The organism is Streptomyces sp. TLI_105 (genome assembly GCF_900105415.1).
Classification (GTDB): domain Bacteria; phylum Actinomycetota; class Actinomycetes; order Streptomycetales; family Streptomycetaceae; genus Streptomyces.
Window position 1 is genome coordinate 669,026 of record NZ_FNSM01000001.1, and the last position, 19,300, is coordinate 688,325.

Annotated in this window: 14 protein-coding genes; 11 read left to right on the forward strand and 3 right to left on the reverse strand. The window is 71.7% G+C overall.

Annotated elements, in window-relative coordinates:
* Positions 1 to 1,182 carry an alginate lyase family protein gene (locus BLW86_RS03175; RefSeq protein ID WP_093872584.1) on the reverse strand — a complete coding sequence of 394 codons (1,182 nt, stop codon included), beginning with the start codon at positions 1,180 to 1,182 and terminating at the stop codon, positions 1 to 3.
* Between the two features lie 256 nt (positions 1,183 to 1,438).
* On the opposite strand from BLW86_RS03175, the gene tpx reads away from it, so the two are divergent.
* Complete coding sequence (gene tpx, locus BLW86_RS03180) at positions 1,439 to 1,939, forward strand: thiol peroxidase (RefSeq protein ID WP_093872585.1); 501 nt, start codon at positions 1,439 to 1,441, stop codon at positions 1,937 to 1,939.
* 85 nt (positions 1,940 to 2,024) lie between these two features.
* Here tpx and BLW86_RS03185 read toward each other — a convergent pair whose 3' ends face one another.
* Entirely contained in the window at positions 2,025 to 2,435 is a 411-nt protein-coding gene (locus BLW86_RS03185) for a Fur family transcriptional regulator (protein WP_093872586.1), read from the reverse strand.
* 198 nt (positions 2,436 to 2,633) lie between these two features.
* On the opposite strand from BLW86_RS03185, the gene katG reads away from it, so the two are divergent.
* The 8 genes from katG to icmF all read left to right on the forward strand — a co-directional run bounded on the left by katG (position 2,634) and on the right by icmF (position 15,997).
* The gene (gene katG / locus BLW86_RS03190) at positions 2,634 to 4,859 is read left to right on the forward strand and encodes a catalase/peroxidase HPI (protein ID WP_093872587.1); all 2,226 of its coding nucleotides are present in this window, start codon (positions 2,634 to 2,636) and stop codon (positions 4,857 to 4,859) included.
* A gap of 225 nt (positions 4,860 to 5,084) precedes the next feature.
* Positions 5,085 to 7,880 (forward strand): hypothetical protein, encoded by a 2,796-nt coding sequence (locus BLW86_RS03195; RefSeq protein WP_093872588.1) that lies wholly within the window; start codon positions 5,085 to 5,087, stop codon positions 7,878 to 7,880.
* 280 nt (positions 7,881 to 8,160) lie between these two features.
* Positions 8,161 to 8,676, forward strand: coding sequence for a toxin-antitoxin system HicB family antitoxin (locus tag BLW86_RS03200; protein ID WP_093872589.1), 516 nt, complete (start codon positions 8,161 to 8,163; stop codon positions 8,674 to 8,676).
* A 97-nt stretch (positions 8,677 to 8,773) separates the two neighbouring features.
* Positions 8,774 to 9,616: a DUF4097 family beta strand repeat-containing protein gene (locus tag BLW86_RS03205; protein WP_093872590.1), complete on the forward strand. Its 843-nt coding sequence runs from the start codon at positions 8,774 to 8,776 to the stop codon at positions 9,614 to 9,616.
* A gap of 69 nt (positions 9,617 to 9,685) precedes the next feature.
* On the forward strand, positions 9,686 to 10,681 hold the full coding sequence (locus BLW86_RS03210; RefSeq protein WP_093872591.1) for an ATP-binding cassette domain-containing protein: 996 nt from the start codon (positions 9,686 to 9,688) through the stop codon (positions 10,679 to 10,681).
* Positions 10,678 to 11,463 carry an ABC transporter permease gene (locus BLW86_RS03215; RefSeq protein ID WP_093872592.1) on the forward strand — a complete coding sequence of 262 codons (786 nt, stop codon included), beginning with the start codon at positions 10,678 to 10,680 and terminating at the stop codon, positions 11,461 to 11,463. Before BLW86_RS03210 ends, BLW86_RS03215 begins: the two co-directional genes overlap by 4 nt.
* Positions 11,464 to 11,610: 147 nt before the next feature.
* Positions 11,611 to 12,441, forward strand: coding sequence for a glycoside hydrolase domain-containing protein (locus BLW86_RS03220; RefSeq protein ID WP_093872593.1), 831 nt, complete (start codon positions 11,611 to 11,613; stop codon positions 12,439 to 12,441).
* Between the two features lie 325 nt (positions 12,442 to 12,766).
* Positions 12,767 to 15,997 carry a fused isobutyryl-CoA mutase/GTPase IcmF gene (gene icmF, locus BLW86_RS03225; RefSeq protein WP_093872594.1) on the forward strand — a complete coding sequence of 1,077 codons (3,231 nt, stop codon included), beginning with the start codon at positions 12,767 to 12,769 and terminating at the stop codon, positions 15,995 to 15,997.
* Positions 15,998 to 16,075: 78 nt separating this feature from the next.
* Here the strand turns inward: icmF and BLW86_RS03230 are convergent, their stop codons facing one another.
* On the reverse strand, positions 16,076 to 16,912 hold the full coding sequence (locus tag BLW86_RS03230; protein ID WP_093872595.1) for an alpha/beta fold hydrolase: 837 nt from the start codon (positions 16,910 to 16,912) through the stop codon (positions 16,076 to 16,078).
* Between the two features lie 243 nt (positions 16,913 to 17,155).
* Here BLW86_RS03230 and BLW86_RS03235 point away from each other — a divergent pair, with 243 nt between their 5' ends.
* Together BLW86_RS03235 and BLW86_RS03240 are read left to right on the forward strand one after the other, a co-directional pair.
* Complete coding sequence (locus tag BLW86_RS03235; protein ID WP_256341634.1) at positions 17,156 to 18,139, forward strand: AraC-like ligand-binding domain-containing protein; 984 nt, start codon at positions 17,156 to 17,158, stop codon at positions 18,137 to 18,139.
* Between the two features lie 162 nt (positions 18,140 to 18,301).
* Entirely contained in the window at positions 18,302 to 19,297 is a 996-nt protein-coding gene (locus tag BLW86_RS03240; RefSeq protein WP_256341184.1) for an alpha/beta hydrolase, read from the forward strand.
* Positions 19,298 to 19,300: the final 3 nt, after the last annotated feature.

Below are 19,300 nucleotides of genomic sequence, written 5' to 3' on the forward strand. Positions count from 1 at the left end.
TCAGCGGGGGTTGCCCGCGTGGGTGAGGGTCTCCCAGGCGACGAAGAGGTTGTTCGCGCCCGCGGGCCGACCCGCCTCGGTGAGCTTCTGGGTGTTCGTCATGGCGTATCCCATGCGACCGCGCAGCGCGTTGAAGCCGACCTCGGTGACGGGCCCGAGGTGGTCCTTGAGGGTGCCGCCGCAGAGCCAGGACGGGACGGGCTCGCCGAGTTCGTACTTCGCCTGGAGGCCGAGGGCGTGGCGCAGCCGGTCGGCGACCTCCGGATAGAGGTCCTGGCCCTGGATGCGGGTCGTCTCGGCGATGTGCGAGATCGCGGACAGTCCGTAGCCGGTGTGGGTGAGGTCGCGGCAGGTCTCCTGGGTGAGGCCGTCGACGAAGGTGGTCTGCCCCTGCCAGTACCGGACGAGCTCGTCGCGGGTGTCGAGGCCGCTGCCCGGCGCGGCCTTCGGCAGGGCGCCGTCGCTCGTGAGGTAGATGTACGCGGGGACGCGGCCGCGGAACGTGGCGACGGCCTTGTCGTAGGCGGCGCGGTCCTCCAGGAAGACGGCGATGCCGAGTGCGGCCTCGGTCATGCTGAGCTCCCAGTTGCCGTTGGACTGGGAACCGCCCGCCACCTCGGGGAGGTAGACGGTGCGGAGCATGGTCTTGAAGCGGTCGACGCGGGCCTGCGGCCATCCGGTGTAGGTGTACCGGATGATCTCGGCGGCCCGCGGCCAGGAGGAGCCGGCCCAGCCGGTCTGGAGGGGCGCGTTGGAGTTGGTGTGGTCGGTGATCACGCCGGACCAGGCGTCCATGATCTCGACGGCCTTCTCGGCGTACCGGCTGTCACGGGTGACGTACCAGGCCAGGGAGAGCGTGTACGCGGCGAGGGCGTCCTCGCGTTCGTCGGTGCAGCCGTAGTTCGGGTTCGAGTACGAGCCGCACTCGACGACCGAGCGGGGCTTCGGGACCCGGGCGAGCGAGGCGTACCTGCTCGCCGTCATCTGGTCGAAGGCGCCCTTCCAGGGCTGCGCGCCGGCGAGGACCTTCTCCCGCGTGAAGTCGAGCTGCCCCCGGGAGACCAGGACGCCGGGGTGGACGAACGCGGTCGGGGCGGCTTCGGCGCGGCCGGCTCCGGGGGTGGCGACGAGTGCGGCCAGGAGGCCGGCGAGGACGAGGGGGGCGGTGAACCATCTAGTCATGCGGCTACCCCTTATTCACGTACATGAACGAGTGACGGTTGTCGAGGCTGGAACCTAAAGGTCTGAACCAGAGGCGTCAAGAAGGCCCGTTCCTGCCGGAGCCGCTCCATGGGCGCCCTGCGGCACTCACCAGGGGGGACCTGGAGTTCAAGGTTGTGAATAGGTCGGAGAGCGTCACGGCGGCCCGTGTCGTCGGGGCGGGCCCGCCTTCCGTACGATTCCCCCCGTTGCCACTCATACGTCTGAAGGAGATCCCATGGCCCAGGTCACGCTGAAGGGCAGCCCCGTGCAGGTCAACGGCGCCCTGCCGACCCCCGGCAGCCAGGCCCCCGACTTCACGCTCGTCGCCGAGGGGCTGGCGGACAAGTCGCTGAAGGACTTCGCCGGTCTGCGCAAGGTCCTCAACATCTTCCCGAGCGTCGACACCCCGACGTGCGCCTCCTCCGTCCGCGCCTTCAACGAGAAGGCCGGACAGCTGGACAACACGGTCGTCCTCTGCATCTCCGCCGACCTGCCCTTCGCCCAGGCCCGCTTCTGCGGCGCCGAGGGCCTGGAGAACGTCAAGAACCTCTCGACGCTCCGCGGCCGCGAGTTCCACACCAACTACGGCGTGGAGATCGCGGACGGGCCGCTCGCCGGCCTGACGGCCCGTGCCGTCGTCGTCCTCGACGAGAACGACACGGTGCTGCACGCGCAGCTCGTGGGCGAGATCGCCGAAGAGCCTGGCTACGACGAGGCGCTCGCCGTCCTGAAGTAGTCCTCGGCGGTCCTCACCGGCACAGGACGCGAAGGAGCCCTCCACCGACACCGGTCGGTGGAGGGCTCCTGTCGTATCACCGCACTCAGGCGCACCCCGGGCAGAGTCCCCGGTAGATCACGTCCGCCTTCGACACCGCGAAGCCGAACCGCTCCGTCGGCGGGAGGACCACGAGCGGGTCACCCGAGGGGCGGACGTCACGGATGAGCCCGCAGTTCGAGCAGACCAGGTGCTGGTGCGCGCGGTGCGCGTTCGGGTCGTAGCGCTTGGCCCGCCCGTCCATGGAGAGCTCCACGACCTCCCCGAGGGCGACCAGTTCGCCGAGGGTGTTGTAGACCGTCGCCCGCGCGATCTCCGGCAGGCGCTCCACCGCGCGCGCGTGGACCTCGTCCGCCGTGAGGTGCACGTGCTCCCCGGCCAGGACCTCCGCGACCACGCGGCGCTGGGACGTCATCCGCCAGCCGCGTGCGCGCAGGCGCTCCAGCAGGTCACTCATGTTTCACCTCGGAGACGTAGGCAAACTTGGGGTTCTTCTTGACTTGGACAAGGTCCATCGTAGGATCGGTTTCGTAAATGGCCAAGGGACAGGAAGATTCCAGCACGGCGGGAGAAGCACACGTGTCACCCGCGCCAGGCCCGTCCGCCGAAACGCACTTCCTGAGCACAGTGATCCGCCATGTCCGGAAGGATTCCCATGTCTGAGAACCACGACGCGATCGTCACCGACCCGAAGGCGGAGGGCGCAGGCGGCTGCCCCGTCGCGCACGGGCGTGCCGCCCACCCCACCCAGGGCGGCGGCAACAGCCAGTGGTGGCCGAACCGGCTGAACCTGAAGATCCTCGCCAAGAACCCCGCCGTGGCCAACCCGCTCGGTGAGGACTTCGACTACGCGGAGGCCTTCCAGGGCCTCGACCTGCCGGCCGTGAAGCAGGACATCGCCGAGGTCCTGACCACCTCGCAGGACTGGTGGCCCGCCGACTTCGGCCACTACGGCCCGTTCATGGTCCGCATGGCCTGGCACAGCGCCGGCACCTACCGCATCAGCGACGGCCGGGGCGGCGCCGGCGCCGGCCAGCAGCGCTTCGCGCCGCTGAACAGCTGGCCGGACAACGGCAACCTGGACAAGGCGCGCCGTCTGCTGTGGCCGGTGAAGAAGAAGTACGGCCAGAGCCTCTCCTGGGCCGACCTCATGATCCTCGCGGGCAACGTCGCCCTGGAGTCGATGGGCTTCGAGACCTTCGGCTTCGCCGGTGGCCGCGCGGACGTGTGGGAGCCCGACGAGGACGTCTACTGGGGTCCGGAGACCACCTGGCTCGGCGACGAGCGCTACACCGGCGACCGCGAGCTGGAGAACCCGCTCGGCGCCGTGCAGATGGGCCTCATCTACGTCAACCCGGAGGGCCCCAACGCCAACCCGGACCCGATCGCCGCGGCCCGCGACATCCGCGAGACCTTCCGCCGGATGGCGATGAACGACGAGGAGACCGTCGCCCTCATCGCCGGCGGCCACACCTTCGGCAAGACGCACGGCGCCGGCCCGGCGGACAACGTGGGCGCCGACCCCGAGGCCGCGCCGCTGGAGGCCCAGGGCCTCGGCTGGAAGAGCTCGTACGGCACCGGCAAGGGCGCCGACGCGATCACCAGTGGTCTGGAGGTCACCTGGACCACGACGCCGACCCAGTGGGGCAACGGGTTCTTCAAGAACCTCTTCGAGTACGACTACGAGCTGACCAAGAGCCCGGCCGGCGCCCACCAGTGGGTCGCGAAGGACGCCGAGGCGATCATCCCGGACGCGTACGACCCGGAGAAGAAGCACCTCCCGACGATGCTCACCACCGACCTGTCGCTGCGCTTCGACCCGGTCTACGAGCAGATCTCCCGGCGCTTCTACGAGAACCCGGAGGAGTTCGCGGACGCCTTCGCCCGCGCCTGGTACAAGCTCACCCACCGCGACATGGGCCCGGTCGCGCGCTACCTCGGCCCCGAGGTCCCGTCCGAGGTGCTCCTCTGGCAGGACCCGCTGCCGGAGCGTACGGGCGAGCTCGTCGACGCCGCGGACATCGCCTCCCTCAAGGAGAAGATCCTCGGCTCGGACCTCACGGTCACGCAGCTGGTCTCCGCCGCCTGGGCCGCCGCCTCGTCCTTCCGCGGCAGCGACAAGCGCGGTGGCGCCAACGGCGGCCGCATCCGCCTGGAGCCGCAGCGCAACTGGGAGGTCAACAACCCGGACGAGCTGGCACAGGTGCTGCGCGTCCTGGAAGGCGTCCAGGAGTCCTTCAACTCCGCCCAGACCGGCGGGAAGCAGGTCTCCCTCGCCGACCTCGTCGTCCTCGCGGGCGTCGCGGCGGTCGAGAAGGCGGCCGCGGACGCGGGCCACGCCGTCGAGGTGCCCTTCACCCCGGGCCGCGTGGACGCCACCCAGGAGCAGACGGACGTCGAGTCCTTCGCCGCCCTGGAGCCCGCCGCGGACGGCTTCCGCAACTACCTGGGCAAGGGCAACCGCCTGCCGGCCGAGTACCTGCTCATCGACAAGGCGAACCTGCTCACCCTGAGCGCGCCCGAGCTGACCGTCCTCGTCGGCGGTCTGCGCGCCCTGGGCGTGACCCAGCCGCAGTCCTCGCTCGGTGTCCTCACCGAGACGCCCGGCAAGCTGACGAACGACTTCTTCGCCAACCTGCTGGACCTGGGCACGGAGTGGAAGTCCACCTCCGCGGACCAGACCACCTTCGAGGGCCGTGACACCGTCACCGGCGCGGTCAAGTGGACGGGCAGCCGCGCCGACCTGGTCTTCGGCTCCAACAGCGAGCTGCGCGCGCTGGCCGAGGTCTACGCGAGCGACGACGCGAAGGAGAAGTTCGTGAAGGACTTCGTGTCGGCGTGGGACAAGGTGATGAACCTGGACCGGTTCGACATCGCCTGATCCTCGCCGCCGATCCTCGGCGCGACTCCGGGGCCGGCCCGGGTGGCTTCCACGCCGCCCGGGCCGGCCCCGTTCGACGCCCGTCCCGAATCGACGCCCTGACGATCCGTCAGACAACCGAAGGGCGTTCGGCACCGTCCTCACGAAACGAGAGTGGCACCGGGGAAGCCGGAAACCAGGCCTCCCGTCGGTGCCTCGACGAGATCGATCGTGAGGAAGACCGCTTTGATACGTGTCACACGCGGCGTGACCACCGCCGTGGCTTTACTCGCGCTGACGGCGGCGTCGCCCTGGCCGGCGTCCGCGCAGCCATCACCCGCATCACCGCAGGCCGGATCATCGGGGAGCCCGTCCGGTGACCTCACCCTCCCCGAGGGCTGGCAGGTCACCGGGGACGGCGCGGGCAGGCAGCTGGTCTGGACGTCGCCCGAGCGCGTCCCCGCGGGCGACGCCCGGATCGAGTTCCGCGCCGGCGAGCGGCTCCTCGGCCGTCCGCTCCCCCGGCCGGACGGCCGCTCCTTCGCCCTGCCCCTCGCCGGCCTCCGGCTCGAAGAGGGCAGGGAGCTGCGGGTGACGGCCGGTGGCCGTCGGCTCGACGCGGCGGGACGCGCCGGCTCCGCGCGCGAGCGTCCCCCCGCCCCCGCCGCCGTGCCGGAGGCGCCGCTTCCCGCGAACCCGGTCGACCCGGGAGTGCCGGGCCGCTACCGGACCGTCAGCGGCGAGTACGCCCTCAGGTCCGTACGACTGCCCGGCCTCCCGCAGCCCGTCGAGATGCGCGCCACGGTCGTCGGCCCGACCGGAGCACCCGGCAAACGGCCGGTCGCCCTCTTCCTGCACGGCCGCCACGACACCTGCTACACCCCGGGGACGGAGGACGTCCGGATCACCTGGCCGTGCCCGGCGGGCACCCGGCCGATACCGAGCGAGCAGGGATACCTGCGCGCCCAGCGGCTCCTGGCCTCGCAGGGGTACGTGACGGTGTCCGTCGCCGCGAACGGCGTCAACGGGCAGGACGAGAACGTCGAGGACGCCGGCGCCCAGGCCCGCTCCTCCCTGGTCCGGCTGCACCTCGCCCGCTGGGCGGACTGGTCCGCGCACCGGGCCTCCGCCCCGGCGGCCGTACGGAGGACCGCGCCCGCCGACCTCTCGCGGGTGCTCCTCGTCGGACACTCCCGGGGCGGCGAGGGCGTCAACCGGGCGGCGCTCGACAGCCTGAACCCGCCGCCCGCCGCCCAGGACGGCTACCGGGGGCCCGTACGGTGGAAGATCCGCGGCAACGTCCTGATCGGGCCCACGGTGTTCGGCCAGAACCCGGCCCCCGACGTGCCCTCCACCACCATCCTGCCGGGCTGCGACGGCGACGTGTCCGACCTCCAGGGCCAGATCTACGTCGACGGCACCCGTGGCGTCAGCCGGGGCACCGCCCTGCACAGCGCGGCCTACGTCGTCGGCGCCAACCACAACTTCTTCAACTCCGAGTGGACTCCGGGGCAGGCGAAGGCGCCGGCCATCGACGACTTCTCGTCCGACGACGGGATCGACCCGGTCTGCTCCCCCGGCACGGCGACCCGTCTGACGGCGACCCGGCAGCAGGCCGTCGGCGCCACCTACATCGCCGCGTCCGCCCGGCTGTTCGTCGGGGGCGACGACGCGGTCCGACCGCTGCTCGACGGCACCGGCCGCCGGGCGCCGTCGGCCGGACCGGCGCGGGTCCTCACCCACGCCGTCGGCGCGCACCGCACGCCCGCGTTCCTGCCGGGCCCCTCGGTCACCGTCTCCGGCGGCGGCCGGCCGTGCGCCCAGATCGACCCCGACGCCGCCCGCGCCTGCCTGTCGCCCGAGGAAGGCCGGTCGCCGCACTTCGCGTTCTGGGAGACGTCCCCGGAGCCAGGCCGCGACGCCGTCGCGCTGAAGTGGACGGGCCCGGGAAGCCCGGCCGCGGTGCGCCCGGCCCGGCCGGTCTCCCTCGCGGGCGCCGAGTCCCTCGCGCTGCGCGTGGTCGTGCCGCCCAACAGCACCGGCACCGAGCTCGACGTCGCCGTGACCGACGCCTCGGGCCACCGCGCACGCCTGGGCCGCGCCCGCGTCGACGGACTGCCCGGAAGCCCGCGCACCGCCGCGTACTGGAGCCGCGAGATCCGCGTGCCGCTGGCCGCCGCCGCCCGGGCGGGCCTGGACCTGAAGCGGATCGGCACGCTCGAACTGACCCCGCGCGGCGGCGCCGGCCGCGCCTGGCTGATGGACGCCTGGGGCTGGCGCCCCGGCACCCCGGCGGCGAGCCCCGCACCGCTCACGCGCGTCGACGTCGGCCGTCTGACGGTCGCGGAGGGCGACTCCGGGGTCCGGACCTACCGGGTGCCGGTGACGGTCTCCGGCCGGGGCAGCGGCCAGGTCCGCCTGTTCGTCCCCGTACCCGGCACCGACGGGGTCACGTCCCGTACGGTGACGGTGCGTCCGGGACGCCACGACGTCGACGTACCGGTCGAGGTGCGGGGCAACACGCGCTACGGCTACGACGTGACGCACGACGCGTTCGTCAAGGCGGTCCGCGGCACGGTGGTCGGAGCGCACCGGGGCGGCGTGACCGCGCGGAACGACGACGCCATGCCGACCGTGCGCCTGACACCCGTCGCGGACGACGTGACCGAGGGCTCCGCGCTGGACTGGCGGGTGACGCTCTCCGAGCCGGCCGACGCCGAGATCTCGGGCGGGATCCTCCTCAAGGCGGTGGCCGACGGCCCGGAACTGTCCACGACGGATGTCGACCGGGCCTGGCTGGAGGCGCAGTTCGGCGAGGTGACGGAGCCCGGCAGGCCGCTGTCCGCAACGCTGGACGGCGGTACGAACCTGTGGTTCTCCGTCCCCGCGGGCCGGACGACCACGGAGGTGACCGTCCCCACGGCCCGGGACGGGGTGGTGGAACCGACGGAGCTCCTCCGGGGCTCGTCGTACACGTACGACGGGTCCTGGGAGCCGGTCACGGGCCCGGAGATCACGGGCAGGGTGCGGGACGCGTCATGAGCTGACGCGAGGTGACGGAAGCGGGGCGGCCGGCGGATCCCTTCGGGGGCGCCGGTCGCCCTGCGCCACGCCATGGCACCACATGGCACCACATGACGCCGCGTGGCATCACATGGCACCACGCGGCGCCAACCATCACGGCAGCCCCCACCTGGCGCCACACCCACCCCGCAAGACACCACGAAGTTTCCGCAGGTCAAAGCCAGTTCAGTCAAGAAAGGCACCACCCTCTCCCCCACGGGGCTTGCACATGGCGCCAGAATGGTGCCATGATGACGTCATGGACCTCACCCCGTATGTCGAGAACCTCCGCCGCGAGCTCGCGGTGGCCGCCGAAGCCGGCGGCGAGGAGGCGCGCGAGCTGGCCGAGCGGCTCACCGCCCCCCTGGAATCGGCGGCCCGGCTGACCCTGCTCAACGCGCTCTCCGCCGCGACGGACGAGATCACCCGTGAACTCGCCCCCGGTTCGGTCGACGTACGGCTCCGGGGCCTCGACCCCGACTTCGTGGTGATGCTCCCGCCCACCGGCGGCGCCCCCGCGGAGCCGGACACCGCCACCGAACCGCTCCCGGCCCCGACTCTCGCCGAGGGCGACGAGGGCGGCACCGCCCGCGTCAACCTGCGCCTGCCGGCCCACCTCAAGACCCGCGCCGAGGAGGCGGCGGCGCGCGAGGGCCTGTCGGTCAACGCCTGGCTGGTACGGGCCGTGTCGGCCGCGGTCGGCGGCGGCACCCGGCCGCGTACGCCGGAGAGGCCCCAGAGCATCGGACAGAGCATCACCGGCTGGGTCCGCTAGCCACACCCCCGGGCCCCACCGCTCCACCCGCACCACCTCACCCACACCGCGTCCCACCTGCGGGGACGACCTGAAGACTCAAGAGGACGGGACAGCCATGCCTTCTTTCGACACCCCCGAACCGATCTCGGCCACGGCGCGCGTGGAGGCCGGTTCCATCCAGTTCATCGCGGGCGACCGCACCGACACCGTCGTCGAGGTGCGGGCACGCAACCCGAAGAAGGACCTGGACGCGCGGACCGCGGACCAGACGGAGGTCACGTACGCGAGTGGCGTACTGACCGTCAGGACGCCGAAGTCCAACATGTTCGGCCGCACCGGCGTCGTCGACGTCACGGTCGAACTGCCCGCCGGCTCGCGGATCGACCTGACCGGCGCCTGGACCCAGGTGCTCGGCGAGGGCCGGCTCGGCGAGGTGCGCGTGAAGACCTCGGCGGGCGACGCCCGCTTCGACACCACCGGCCCGCTGCACCTGACCGCGTCGCACGGCTCGATCACCGTGGACCGGGTCGAGGGCAAGGCCGAGATCACCACGAGCTCCGGCAGCCTGCGCGTCGGCCTCGTCGACGGCCCCGCCGTCCTGAAGAACTCGCACGGCACCACGACCATCGGTGCCGCGACCGGCGACCTGCGGGTGAGCGGCGCCAACGGCGACATCGAGATCGGCCGCGCCGAGGCCTCGGTCGCCGCCACGACCGCCCACGGCACCCTGCGCGTCGGCGAGGTGGCGAGCGGCGCCGTCCAGCTGGAGACCTCGTACGGCGCCATCGAGGTCGGCATCCGCGAGGGCGTGGCCGCCTGGCTCGACGCCCACTCGACCTCCGGCCAGGTGCGCAACGGACTGACCGCGTCCGAGACCCCCGGGAAGACGGAGGACACCGTCGAGGTCCGCGCCCGCACCCGCCACGGCAACATCGACATCCGCCGCGCCAAGGCCTGAGCACCACCTCCGCACCCGGTCACGCACCCCTTCCCCCTTTCCCCCTTCACCCTTCGATCGGAGGGCCCCATGCCTTCTTCTGTCATGCCCATGATCAATCAAGCGGACGACCGGTCGTCGTCGGCCGCCATCACCGCCGTCGGCCTGCGCAAGTCGTACGGCGACAAGACCGTCCTGGACGGCATCGATCTGCACGTCCCGGCGGGTTCGGTCTTCGCTCTGCTGGGTCCCAACGGGGCGGGCAAGACGACGGCGGTGAAGATCCTGTCCACGCTGGTCACCCCGGACGGCGGGCAGGTGCGGGTCGGCGGCCACGACCTGGCCACCGAGGCGCAGGCGGTACGGGCCGCGATCGGAGTGACGGGGCAGTTCTCGGCGGTGGACGGTCTGATCACGGGCGAGGAGAACATGCTCCTGATGGCGGACCTGCACCACCTGCCCAGGCCGCAGGGCCGTCGGGTCGCGGCCGAACTCCTGGAGCGCTTCGACCTCACCGAGGCGGCGAAGAAGCCGGCGTCCACCTACTCGGGCGGCATGAAGCGCCGCCTGGACATCGCGATGACCCTGGTCGGGGCCCCGCGGATCATCTTCCTGGACGAGCCGACCACCGGCCTGGACCCCCGCTCCCGGCACACCATGTGGGGCATCATCCGCGAGCTGGTCACCGGCGGGGTGACGGTCTTCCTCACCACCCAGTACCTGGAGGAGGCCGACCAGCTCGCCGACCGCATCGCCGTCCTCAACGACGGAAAGATCGCCGCCCAGGGCACGGCCGAGGAACTCAAGCGCCTGGTCCCCGGCGGACACGTCAAGCTGCGCTTCACCGACCCCGGCGCCTACCGCACCGCCGCCACCGCCCTGACCGGCGCCGCCCGCGACGACGAGGCCCTCACGCTGCAACTGCCCAGCGACGGCAGCCAGCGCGAACTGCGCTCCATCCTCGACTGGCTGGACACGACCGGCGTCGAGGCGGACGAACTGACCGTCCACACCCCCGACCTCGACGACGTCTTCTTCGCCCTCACCGCCACCGTCCCCGCCCAGCCGAAGGAGTCCGCCCGATGAGCACCCTGTCCCTGGCCGCCCGTGACACCACCACGATGCTGCGGCGCAACCTCCTGCACGCCCGCCGCTACCCCTCCCTGACCCTGAACCTGCTGCTCACCCCGGTCATGCTCCTGCTGCTGTTCGTCTACATCTTCGGCGACACGATGAGCGCGGGCCTGGGCGGCGGCGACCGCTCCGACTACATCGCCTACCTCGTCCCCGGCCTGCTGCTGATGACGATCGGTTCCACCACCATCGGCACCGCCGTCTCCGTGTCCAACGACATGAGCGAGGGCATCATCGCCCGCCTGCGCACCATGGCCATCCACCGCGGCTCGGTCATCACCGGCCACGTCATCGGCAGCGTCCTGCAGTCCGTGATCAGCGTGGTCCTGGTCGGCGCGGTCGGCGTGGCCATCGGCTTCCGCTCCACGAACGCCACCGCCCCGGAATGGCTCGCGGCCCTCGGCCTGCTGGTCCTCTTCGCCCTCGCGCTGACCTGGATCGCGGTCGGCATGGGCATGGTCAGCCCCAACGCCGAGGCCGCCAGCAACAACGCCCTCCCGCTGATCTTCCTCCCCCTCATCTCCAGCACCTTCGTCCCCATCGACGCCATGCCCGGCTGGTTCCAGCCCATCGCCCAGTACCAGCCCTTCACCCCCGCCATCGAAACCCTCCGCGGCCTGCTCCTGGGCACCGAGATCGGCCACAACGGCTGGCTCGCCCTCGCCTGGTGCCTCGCCCTCACCGCCCTCGGCCACCTCTGGACCAAGAAGGTCTACAACCGCGACCCCAAGTGACCGGGACGCACCGCACAAACCGACTCCCCCAGGGCGACGCACACCGACACCACGTCGGTGTGCGCCGCCCGTTCGGTCCCGTCCGGCTCCCCCAGTAGAGTGGGCGGGCTCCGGAGGGCCGGAGCCGAATCGTGTGTGGGGTGGGGAATGGCGAAGCACCGGCTGTCCAGAAGAGGCCGCTACATAGCGCTGGCGACGACGGCCGTCGCGGTCGTGGCGGGTGCCGGGGTCGCGGCGCAGACCTCGATGGCGGCCACGGCGTGGCCGGCGCAGAGGACGTACACGGGCCGGGCGTTCGACGCCTGCACGGCGCCTTCGCTCACCGCGATGAAGGCGTGGAAGAAGGACGCGTACTACGGCGGCGTCGCCGTCTACGTCGGCGGGAAGAACCGCGGCTGCGCCCAGCCCAATCTGACCAGGTCGTGGGTGAAGTCGGTCGACACGCTCGGCTGGCGGGTCATCCCGCTGTACGTCGGCGCCCAGCCGCCCTGCCAGAAGAGCGGGAACAAGGAGAGGTTCACCGCGGCCACCGCGGCCTCGGTCGGGGCGAGCAACGCCACCGACGCGGTCGCCAAGGCCTCGGCGCTCGGCATGAAGCCCGGCAGCCCGGTCTACCTCAACATGGAGCCGTACGACACCGCCGACCAGGCGTGCAACGACGCCACCCTCGCCTACGTGCGGTCCTTCACCAAGACCCTGCGCGCCAAGACCTACCGGGCCGGCCTCTACGGCTTCAGCAGCTCCAGCGCCAAGGCGGTCGCCACGGCGAAGGACCGCACGGACCTGCCGGGCAACCTCTGGTACGCCCTGTGGAACGGCCAGGAGACCACCACCAAGGACTGGCCCTGGGACCCGAAGCTGTACACCGACCACAGCCGCGGCCACCAGTACAAGGCGAACAGCAGGGAGACCCGCGGCGGCTCCACCATCACCGTCGACCGCAACGCCTGGGACGCCCCGGTCGCCATCGTCGGCTGACCGGCGCCGCGCGGAGGAGCCCGTTCTCCAGCAGTCCGCCACCGCGGGTCGTGCACGACGCACAACCTCCCTGGACAGAACACCTAGGCGTCTCCGTCGACCGTGACGGACACCGGGGAGCCCTCACGCCGCTCCCGGAGCCGGACGACACCACCGGCGCCGGGGGCGGTTTCTCCGTACCGTCTCCACGAAACGACGGGCCGGCCGAACGCCCCCGGCCGCGCCACGCCGGTGTGCACCCGGTCACACGGGTCTCACCTTCTGCGAAACTACTAGGACGTCCTACTATCTGTGGGGTCCCACTTACCTCCCCGGGAAGGTCCACATGACCGCTCTGCACCGGCCCGTGCACCCCGTCCGTCTGGTCACCGCCTCGGCGCTCTTCGACGGACACGACGCCTCGATCAACATCATGCGGCGGATCTTCCAGTCCCAAGGCGCCGAAGTGATCCACCTCGGACACAACCGGTCCGTGCAGGAGGTGGTGGACGCGGCGCTCGAGGAGGACGTGCACGGCGTCGCGGTCTCGTCCTACCAGGGCGGGCACGTGGAGTACTTCGAGTACCTGGTCCAGTCGCTGCGCGAGCGCGGCGCGGACCACATCCGCGTGGTGGGCGGCGGGGGCGGCGTCATCGTGCCCGAGGAGATCACCCGGCTCCGCAACAGCGGAGTCACCATCTTCTCCCCCGAGGACGGCCAGCGGATGGGCCTCGCCGGGATGATCAACTCGGTGATCGAGCAGTGCGACTTCGACCTCTGGGACGGCGCGCCGGCCGACGCGGCGGCGGTGCTCGCGGGCGACCGGTTCGCGGTCGCCCGCGCCATCACCGGCGCCGAGCTCGGCAAGCTGTCCCCCGACTTCCTGGACCGGCTGCGCACCGCCGCGGCGGCACGCGTCACGCCCGTCCTCGGCATCACCGGCACCGGCGGCTCCGGCAAGTCGTCACTGACCGACGAGCTCGTCCGCCGGCTCCGCGTCGACCAGCAGGACAAGCTGCGCATCGCGGTGATCGCCGTCGACCCGACGCGCCGCCGCGGCGGCGGCGCACTGCTCGGCGACCGGATCAGGATGAACTCCCTCGACGGGGACCGGGTCTTCTTCCGCAGCCTGGCCACGCGCGGCAGCCACGAACTGCCCGAGCACCTGGCCGATGTGATCGACGTCGTCAAGGCCGCCGGATTCGACCTGGTGATCGTGGAGACGCCGGGCATCGGCCAGGGCGACGCGGCGATCGTGCCCTTCGTCGACACCTCGCTGTACGTGATGACGCCGGAGTTCGGCGCCGCCTCGCAGCTGGAGAAGATCGACATGCTCGACTTCGCCGACGTCGTGGCCATCAACAAGTTCGAGCGGCGCGGCGCCAAGGACGCCCTGCGCGACGTGGCCCGTCAGCTGGTCCGCAACCGCGAGGCCTTCGACAAGCGGCCCGAGGACATGCCGGTCTACGGCACCTCGGCGGCCACCTTCAACGACGACGGCGTCACCGCGCTCCACCAGCACCTCAAGACCGCCCTCGCCGAGAAGGGGCTCACGCTCGCCCAGGGCGCCCTGGCGCCGGTCGACGTACGCCACTCCTCCGGCATCCGGCAGGTCGTGCCCGCCGACCGGGTCCGCTACCTCACCGAGATCAGCGAGACCGTCCGCACGTACCACTCGGAGACCGAGCGCCTCGTCGAGGCGGCGCGCCGGGTGCAGCGCCTGGACACGGTCAAGGCCGAGCTCGCCCGGGCCGAGTACGACGACGCCGGCGTGGACGCGCTGCTCACGGACGCCCGCAAGGGGCTCCCCCACGAGGTGGCGGACCAGATCGAGAAGTGGCCGGCCGTCGTGGAGTCGTACTCCGGCGACGAGCAGGTCGTGCGGATCCGGGACAAGGAGATCCGCACCAAGCTGACCCGCGAGTCGCTGTCCGGCAACAAGATCCCGCGCGTGGCCCTGCCCCGGTTCACCGACCACGGCGAGCTGGTGCGCTTCTGGCGCCGCGAGAACCTGCCCGGTCACTTCCCCTTCACCGCCGGGGTGTTCCCCTTCAAGCGCGACGGCGAGGACCCGGCGCGGATGTTCGCCGGCGAGGGCGACCCGTTCCGCACCAACCGGCGGTTCAAGCTGCTGTCCGAGGGCCAGCCGGCCACCCGGCTCTCCACCGCCTTCGACTCGGTCACGCTGTACGGCCGCGACCCCGGCGAGCGCCCCGACATCTACGGCAAGGTCGGCACCTCCGGCGTCTCGGTCGCGACCCTCGACGACATGAAGACGCTCTACGACGGCTTCGACCTGATCGCGCCGACGACCTCCGTGTCCATGACGATCAACGGCCCGGCCCCGACGGTCCTCGCGTTCTTCCTCAACACGGCCGTCGACCAGCAGATCGACAGGTTCCGTGCCGCCGAGGGCCGCGAGCCCTCCGCCGACGAGGTGGCCGAGCTGCGGGCCCACGCGCTCGCCACCGTGCGCGGCACGGTCCAGGCGGACATCCTCAAGGAGGACCAGGGTCAGAACACCTGCCTGTTCTCCACCGAGTTCTCGCTGCGGATGATGGCCGACATCCAGGAGTGGTTCATCGCGAACAAGGTCCGCAACTTCTACTCGGTGTCCATCTCCGGCTACCACATCGCCGAAGCCGGCGCGAACCCGATCAGCCAGCTCGCCTTCACGCTCGCCAACGGCTTCACCTACGTCGAGACCTACCTGGCCCGCGGCATGGACGTCGACGACTTCGCCCCGAACCTGTCGTTCTTCTTCTCCAACGGCATGGACCCCGAGTACTCCGTCCTCGGCCGCGTCGCCCGCCGCATCTGGGCGGTGGCGATGAAGGAGAAGTACGGCGCCAACGAGCGCTCCCAGAAGCTGAAGTACCACGTCCAGACCTCCGGACGCTCCCTGCACGCCCAGGAGATGGACTTCAACGACATCCGCACCACCCTCCAGGCGCTCATCGCCATCTACGACAACTGCAACAGCCTGCACACCAACGCCTACGACGAGGCCGTCACCACCCCCACCGAGGAATCGGTCCGCCGCGCCCTGGCCATCCAGCTGATCATCAACCGGGAGTGGGGCCTGGCGATGAACGAGAACCCCCTGCAGGGGTCGTTCATCATCGACGAGCTCACCGACCTGGTCGAGGAGGCCGTGCTCCAGGAGTTCGAGCGCATCAGCGAGCGCGGCGGCGTGCTCGGCGCGATGGAGACCGGTTACCAGCGCGGCCGCATCCAGGACGAGTCGATGCTCTACGAGCAGCGCAAGCACGACGGCACCCTGCCCATCATCGGCGTCAACACCTTCCGCAACCCCCACGCGGACACCGCCGAACCCGGCACCGTCGAACTCGCCCGCGCCACCGAGCACGAGAAGCGGTCCCAGCTGGAGCGGGTGCAGGACTTCCAGACCCGGCACCACGACCAGGCCCACACGGCCCTGGCCGCGCTCAAGGAGGCCGCGGTCAGCGGCGAGAACGCCTTCGCCGTCCTCATGGACGCCGCCCGTGTCTGCACCCTCCAGCAGATCACCGAGGCGTTCTTCGAGGTCGGCGGCCAGTACCGCCGCAACGTCTGACGCGGTCCCGCGCCGTACACGGGCGCGGCGGTCCGGCCCGGCGGTGCTCCGCCGGACCGGACCGCCGACGGCCGGACGTCACTTCGCCAGGAAGGTGAGGAGGGCGGTGTTGACCTCCTCCGCGTGGGTCCACAGCAGTCCGTGCGGGGCGCCCTCGATCTCGACGTAGTCGGCCGACGGCAGCGCCTTGTGGAAGGGGCGCGCGGTGCCCTCGGCGGGCAGGACGCGGTCGGCCGTGCCGTGCAGGATCAGCGCGGGCACGTCGACGGCCGGGATGTCGGCACGGAAGTCGGTGTACCAGGTCGCCGGCGCGGCGGACGCGGCGAAAAAACCGCCGCCGGCCGCGGTGTCCCAGCTGTGGCGGACCGCCTCCTCGCTGATCCGGCTGCCCAGGTTCTCGTCGAGGTTGTAGAAGTCCTCGAAGAAGGCCGTGTAGTAGGCGTACCGGTCGGCCTTCACGGCGGCGACGACCCCGTCGAAGAACTCCCTGGGGGCCACACCGTCCGGGTTGTCGTCGCTCTTGAGCAGGCAGGGCTCCAGCGAGGCCAGGAAGGCGACCTTGGCGACGCGGCCGGAACCGTAGGTGGACACGTAACGGGCGACCTCGCCGGTGCCCATGGAGAAGCCGACGAGGACCGCGTCGTTCAGGTCGAGGGTCTCCAGCACGGTGTGCAGGTCGGCCGCGAAGGTGTCGTAGTCGTAGCCGGTCGTCGGCTGCGAGGACCGCCCGAAGCCCCGCCGGTCGTACGTGATCACACGGTAACCGGCGTCGAGCAGCGCGGCGCTCTGCCGCTCCCAGGAACGGCCGTCGAGCGGGAAGCCGTGGATGAGGACCACCGGCTGCCCGGCTCCCTGGTCCTCGAAGTACAGCTCGATGGGGGCGGTGTTCTCCTGACCCACGGTGATGTACGGCATGGGGCGTCTCCTCGATGCGAAGTGGCTGGTCCGCGGCTCTGTGCGGCGCGGAACGCCGTCACGCTAGGACCGGTCCCGCACCTCCTGTTGCCGTCCCGCGCACCGCACCTTGCACGGGGGCGCAGCGTTCCGCCGCGGCTCCGATTCCTGCCTGTGGTTCTGCCTGGAGACCGGGACCGCCCGCTGCTTGGCTGGTCGCAGCCCCGGAGTCACTTCCCCTGAGCGGAGACCGATTTGAGCCTGGTGTTGACGACCGCCTCCGTGCCGGACCGGGACAAGGTCGCGTACTGGAACGACGCGGTGAGCAGGACGCTGGTGCCGATGACGGTCGCCCCCCGGGGAGACGGGCCGTTCGACGGCCGGATCGCCACCGACCGCCTCGGGTATCTCCAGGTCTCCACCGTGGAGGCCGACGCGAAGCGGGTCAGCCGCACCCCGGCGCTGATCGCCGGGTCGTCCGAGGAGCTCGTGGCGGTCGGCGTCCAGATGTCCGGCACGGCCACCTTCGTCCAGGACGGCCGGCGGGCCGAGGTGGGCGAGGGCGACCTGGTGGTGTACGACACGACCCGGCCGTACTCCTTCGACTATCCGCAGCGGTTCGCCACGCACGTCTTCCAGCTTCCGCGCCGCACGCTGGGCGTGTCGGACAGCGACATCCGGCGGGTCACCGGCAGCGCCATCGGCACCGAGGACGGCTTCGGCGCGATGCTGCTGCCGTTCCTGGCCGCCCTGGCCTCTTCCTCGGCCGACGGCTATCCTCCGGCGGTCGCGAACCGGTTGGCCGGCAACGTCGTCGACCTGCTCGCCACCCTGATCACGGAGCGGGCCCATCCGGGCGGCGCGGACACGGACGCGCGGAGCCATCTGATGCTGCGCGTCCTCGACCACATCAACCGGAACCTGGGCGACCCGGACCTGTCCCCGGAGCGCATCGCCCGGGAGCACCGGATCTCGGTCCGGTACCTGCACCGGCTGTTCGAGGGCGAGGGGACCACCGTCGGCCGGCTCATCCGGCAACGGCGCCTGGAGGAGTGCGGCCGCGAGCTGGCCCGCCGCGGCAGGAGCTCCCCCACCGTGTCCGCCGTGGCCCAGAGATGGGGCTTCGTCAACCCCGCCCATTTCAGCCGGGCCTTCCGCGCCGCCTACGGCGTCTCCCCGCGTGAGTGGCGCAGCATGCGCACCCTCCAGGACCCGCGAGGGGCTGACCTCCCGCCGTACAGCGGGTAAGGTCCCCGCTCGGAGCCGCGTCGGCCGCCCCGGCCGCCCCGTGCCCGCGGCGGCGGTGCCCGGCCGGCCCGACAGTCGCCGCATCGCGTCCCGCCGTTCGACCGGGAACCCGGTGCACCGAACCGCCCCTTCGCTTCAGGCCCTCTCGGCAGGAGACCGTGCGTGACCGACTTCGCCCCTTCGTCCGCTCGGCACCCGGTCCTCGACCACCCGACCCGGGCGTTCGTGGCCCGGCACGCCTGCCCGCCGTCGGCGCACGAGCCGGACCTGGCGCAGGCACGTCTGGGCCTCGCGCGTCTCCAGGGGGAGGGCACCCTCGATCCCCTCGACGAGGAGGCCACCTCGACGGAGTGGTTCGCGGTGCCGGGCGGGCCGACCGGTCACGTCCGGGTGCAGGTGGTCAGGCCCGCCGACAGCGTCGGCGAGCTCCCCGTCGTACTGTTCCTGCACGGGCTCGGCTGGACCCTGGGCGACGCCGGCACGCATCGGCGTCTGGTGCGCGCGTTCGCCCTCGGCACGGACGCGGCCGTGGTCTTCGTCGAGTACGAGCGCGCCCCCGAGGCCCGTTATCCGATCGCTGTCGAACAGTGCTACGCGGTCGCGCGGTGGATCGGTGAGCGGGGCGGCGAGATCGGCCTGGACGGCAGCCGGATGGCCGCCGTGGGCGAGTCGGCGGGCGGCAACCTGGTGGCGGCGCTGACCCTGCTCGCCAAGGAGCGCGGAGGGGTGCGGCTGCTGCAGCAGGTGCTGCTCTGTCCGGTCACCGACGCCGGCTGCGACACCCCCTCGTACCGGGAGTTCGCCGACGGCTACTTCCTCGGCGGCGAGACCATGCGCTGGTTCTGGGACCAGTACCTGCCCGACGTACGGGAGCGGAGCCGGGTCACCGCGTCACCGCTGAGGGCGTCCCTGGAGCAGCTCGCCGGACTCCCCCCTGCGCTGGTGGTCACCAGCGAGGCCGATGTGGTGCGCGACGAGGGCGAGGCGTACGCGACGAAGCTCCGGGCGGCCGGCGTGCCGGTGGTCTCCATGCGCTACCACGGGACGATCCACGGCTTCATGGTGCTCGACCAGCTGCGCGACACGGACTCGGCCCGCGCCGCGCTCGTCCAGGTCCTCGACACCGTGCACGTCGCCCTGCACCGGCACCGGGGCTGAATC

Excerpts from the sequence above, each read along its gene's own strand:
- BLW86_RS03175 (WP_093872584.1), bottom strand. The coding sequence starts at position 1,182 with ATGACTAGATGGTTCACCGCCCCCCTCGTCCTCGCCGGCCTCCTGGCC.
- tpx (WP_093872585.1), top strand. The coding sequence starts at position 1,439 with ATGGCCCAGGTCACGCTGAAGGGCAGCCCCGTGCAGGTCAACGGCGCC.
- BLW86_RS03185 (WP_093872586.1), bottom strand. The coding sequence starts at position 2,435 with ATGAGTGACCTGCTGGAGCGCCTGCGCGCACGCGGCTGGCGGATGACG.
- katG (WP_093872587.1), top strand. The coding sequence starts at position 2,634 with ATGTCTGAGAACCACGACGCGATCGTCACCGACCCGAAGGCGGAGGGC.
- BLW86_RS03200 (WP_093872589.1), top strand. The coding sequence starts at position 8,161 with ATGGACCTCACCCCGTATGTCGAGAACCTCCGCCGCGAGCTCGCGGTG.
- BLW86_RS03205 (WP_093872590.1), top strand. The coding sequence starts at position 8,774 with ATGCCTTCTTTCGACACCCCCGAACCGATCTCGGCCACGGCGCGCGTG.
- BLW86_RS03210 (WP_093872591.1), top strand. The coding sequence starts at position 9,686 with ATGCCTTCTTCTGTCATGCCCATGATCAATCAAGCGGACGACCGGTCG.
- BLW86_RS03215 (WP_093872592.1), top strand. The coding sequence starts at position 10,678 with ATGAGCACCCTGTCCCTGGCCGCCCGTGACACCACCACGATGCTGCGG.
- BLW86_RS03220 (WP_093872593.1), top strand. The coding sequence starts at position 11,611 with ATGGCGAAGCACCGGCTGTCCAGAAGAGGCCGCTACATAGCGCTGGCG.
- icmF (WP_093872594.1), top strand. The coding sequence starts at position 12,767 with ATGACCGCTCTGCACCGGCCCGTGCACCCCGTCCGTCTGGTCACCGCC.
- BLW86_RS03230 (WP_093872595.1), bottom strand. The coding sequence starts at position 16,912 with ATGCCGTACATCACCGTGGGTCAGGAGAACACCGCCCCCATCGAGCTG.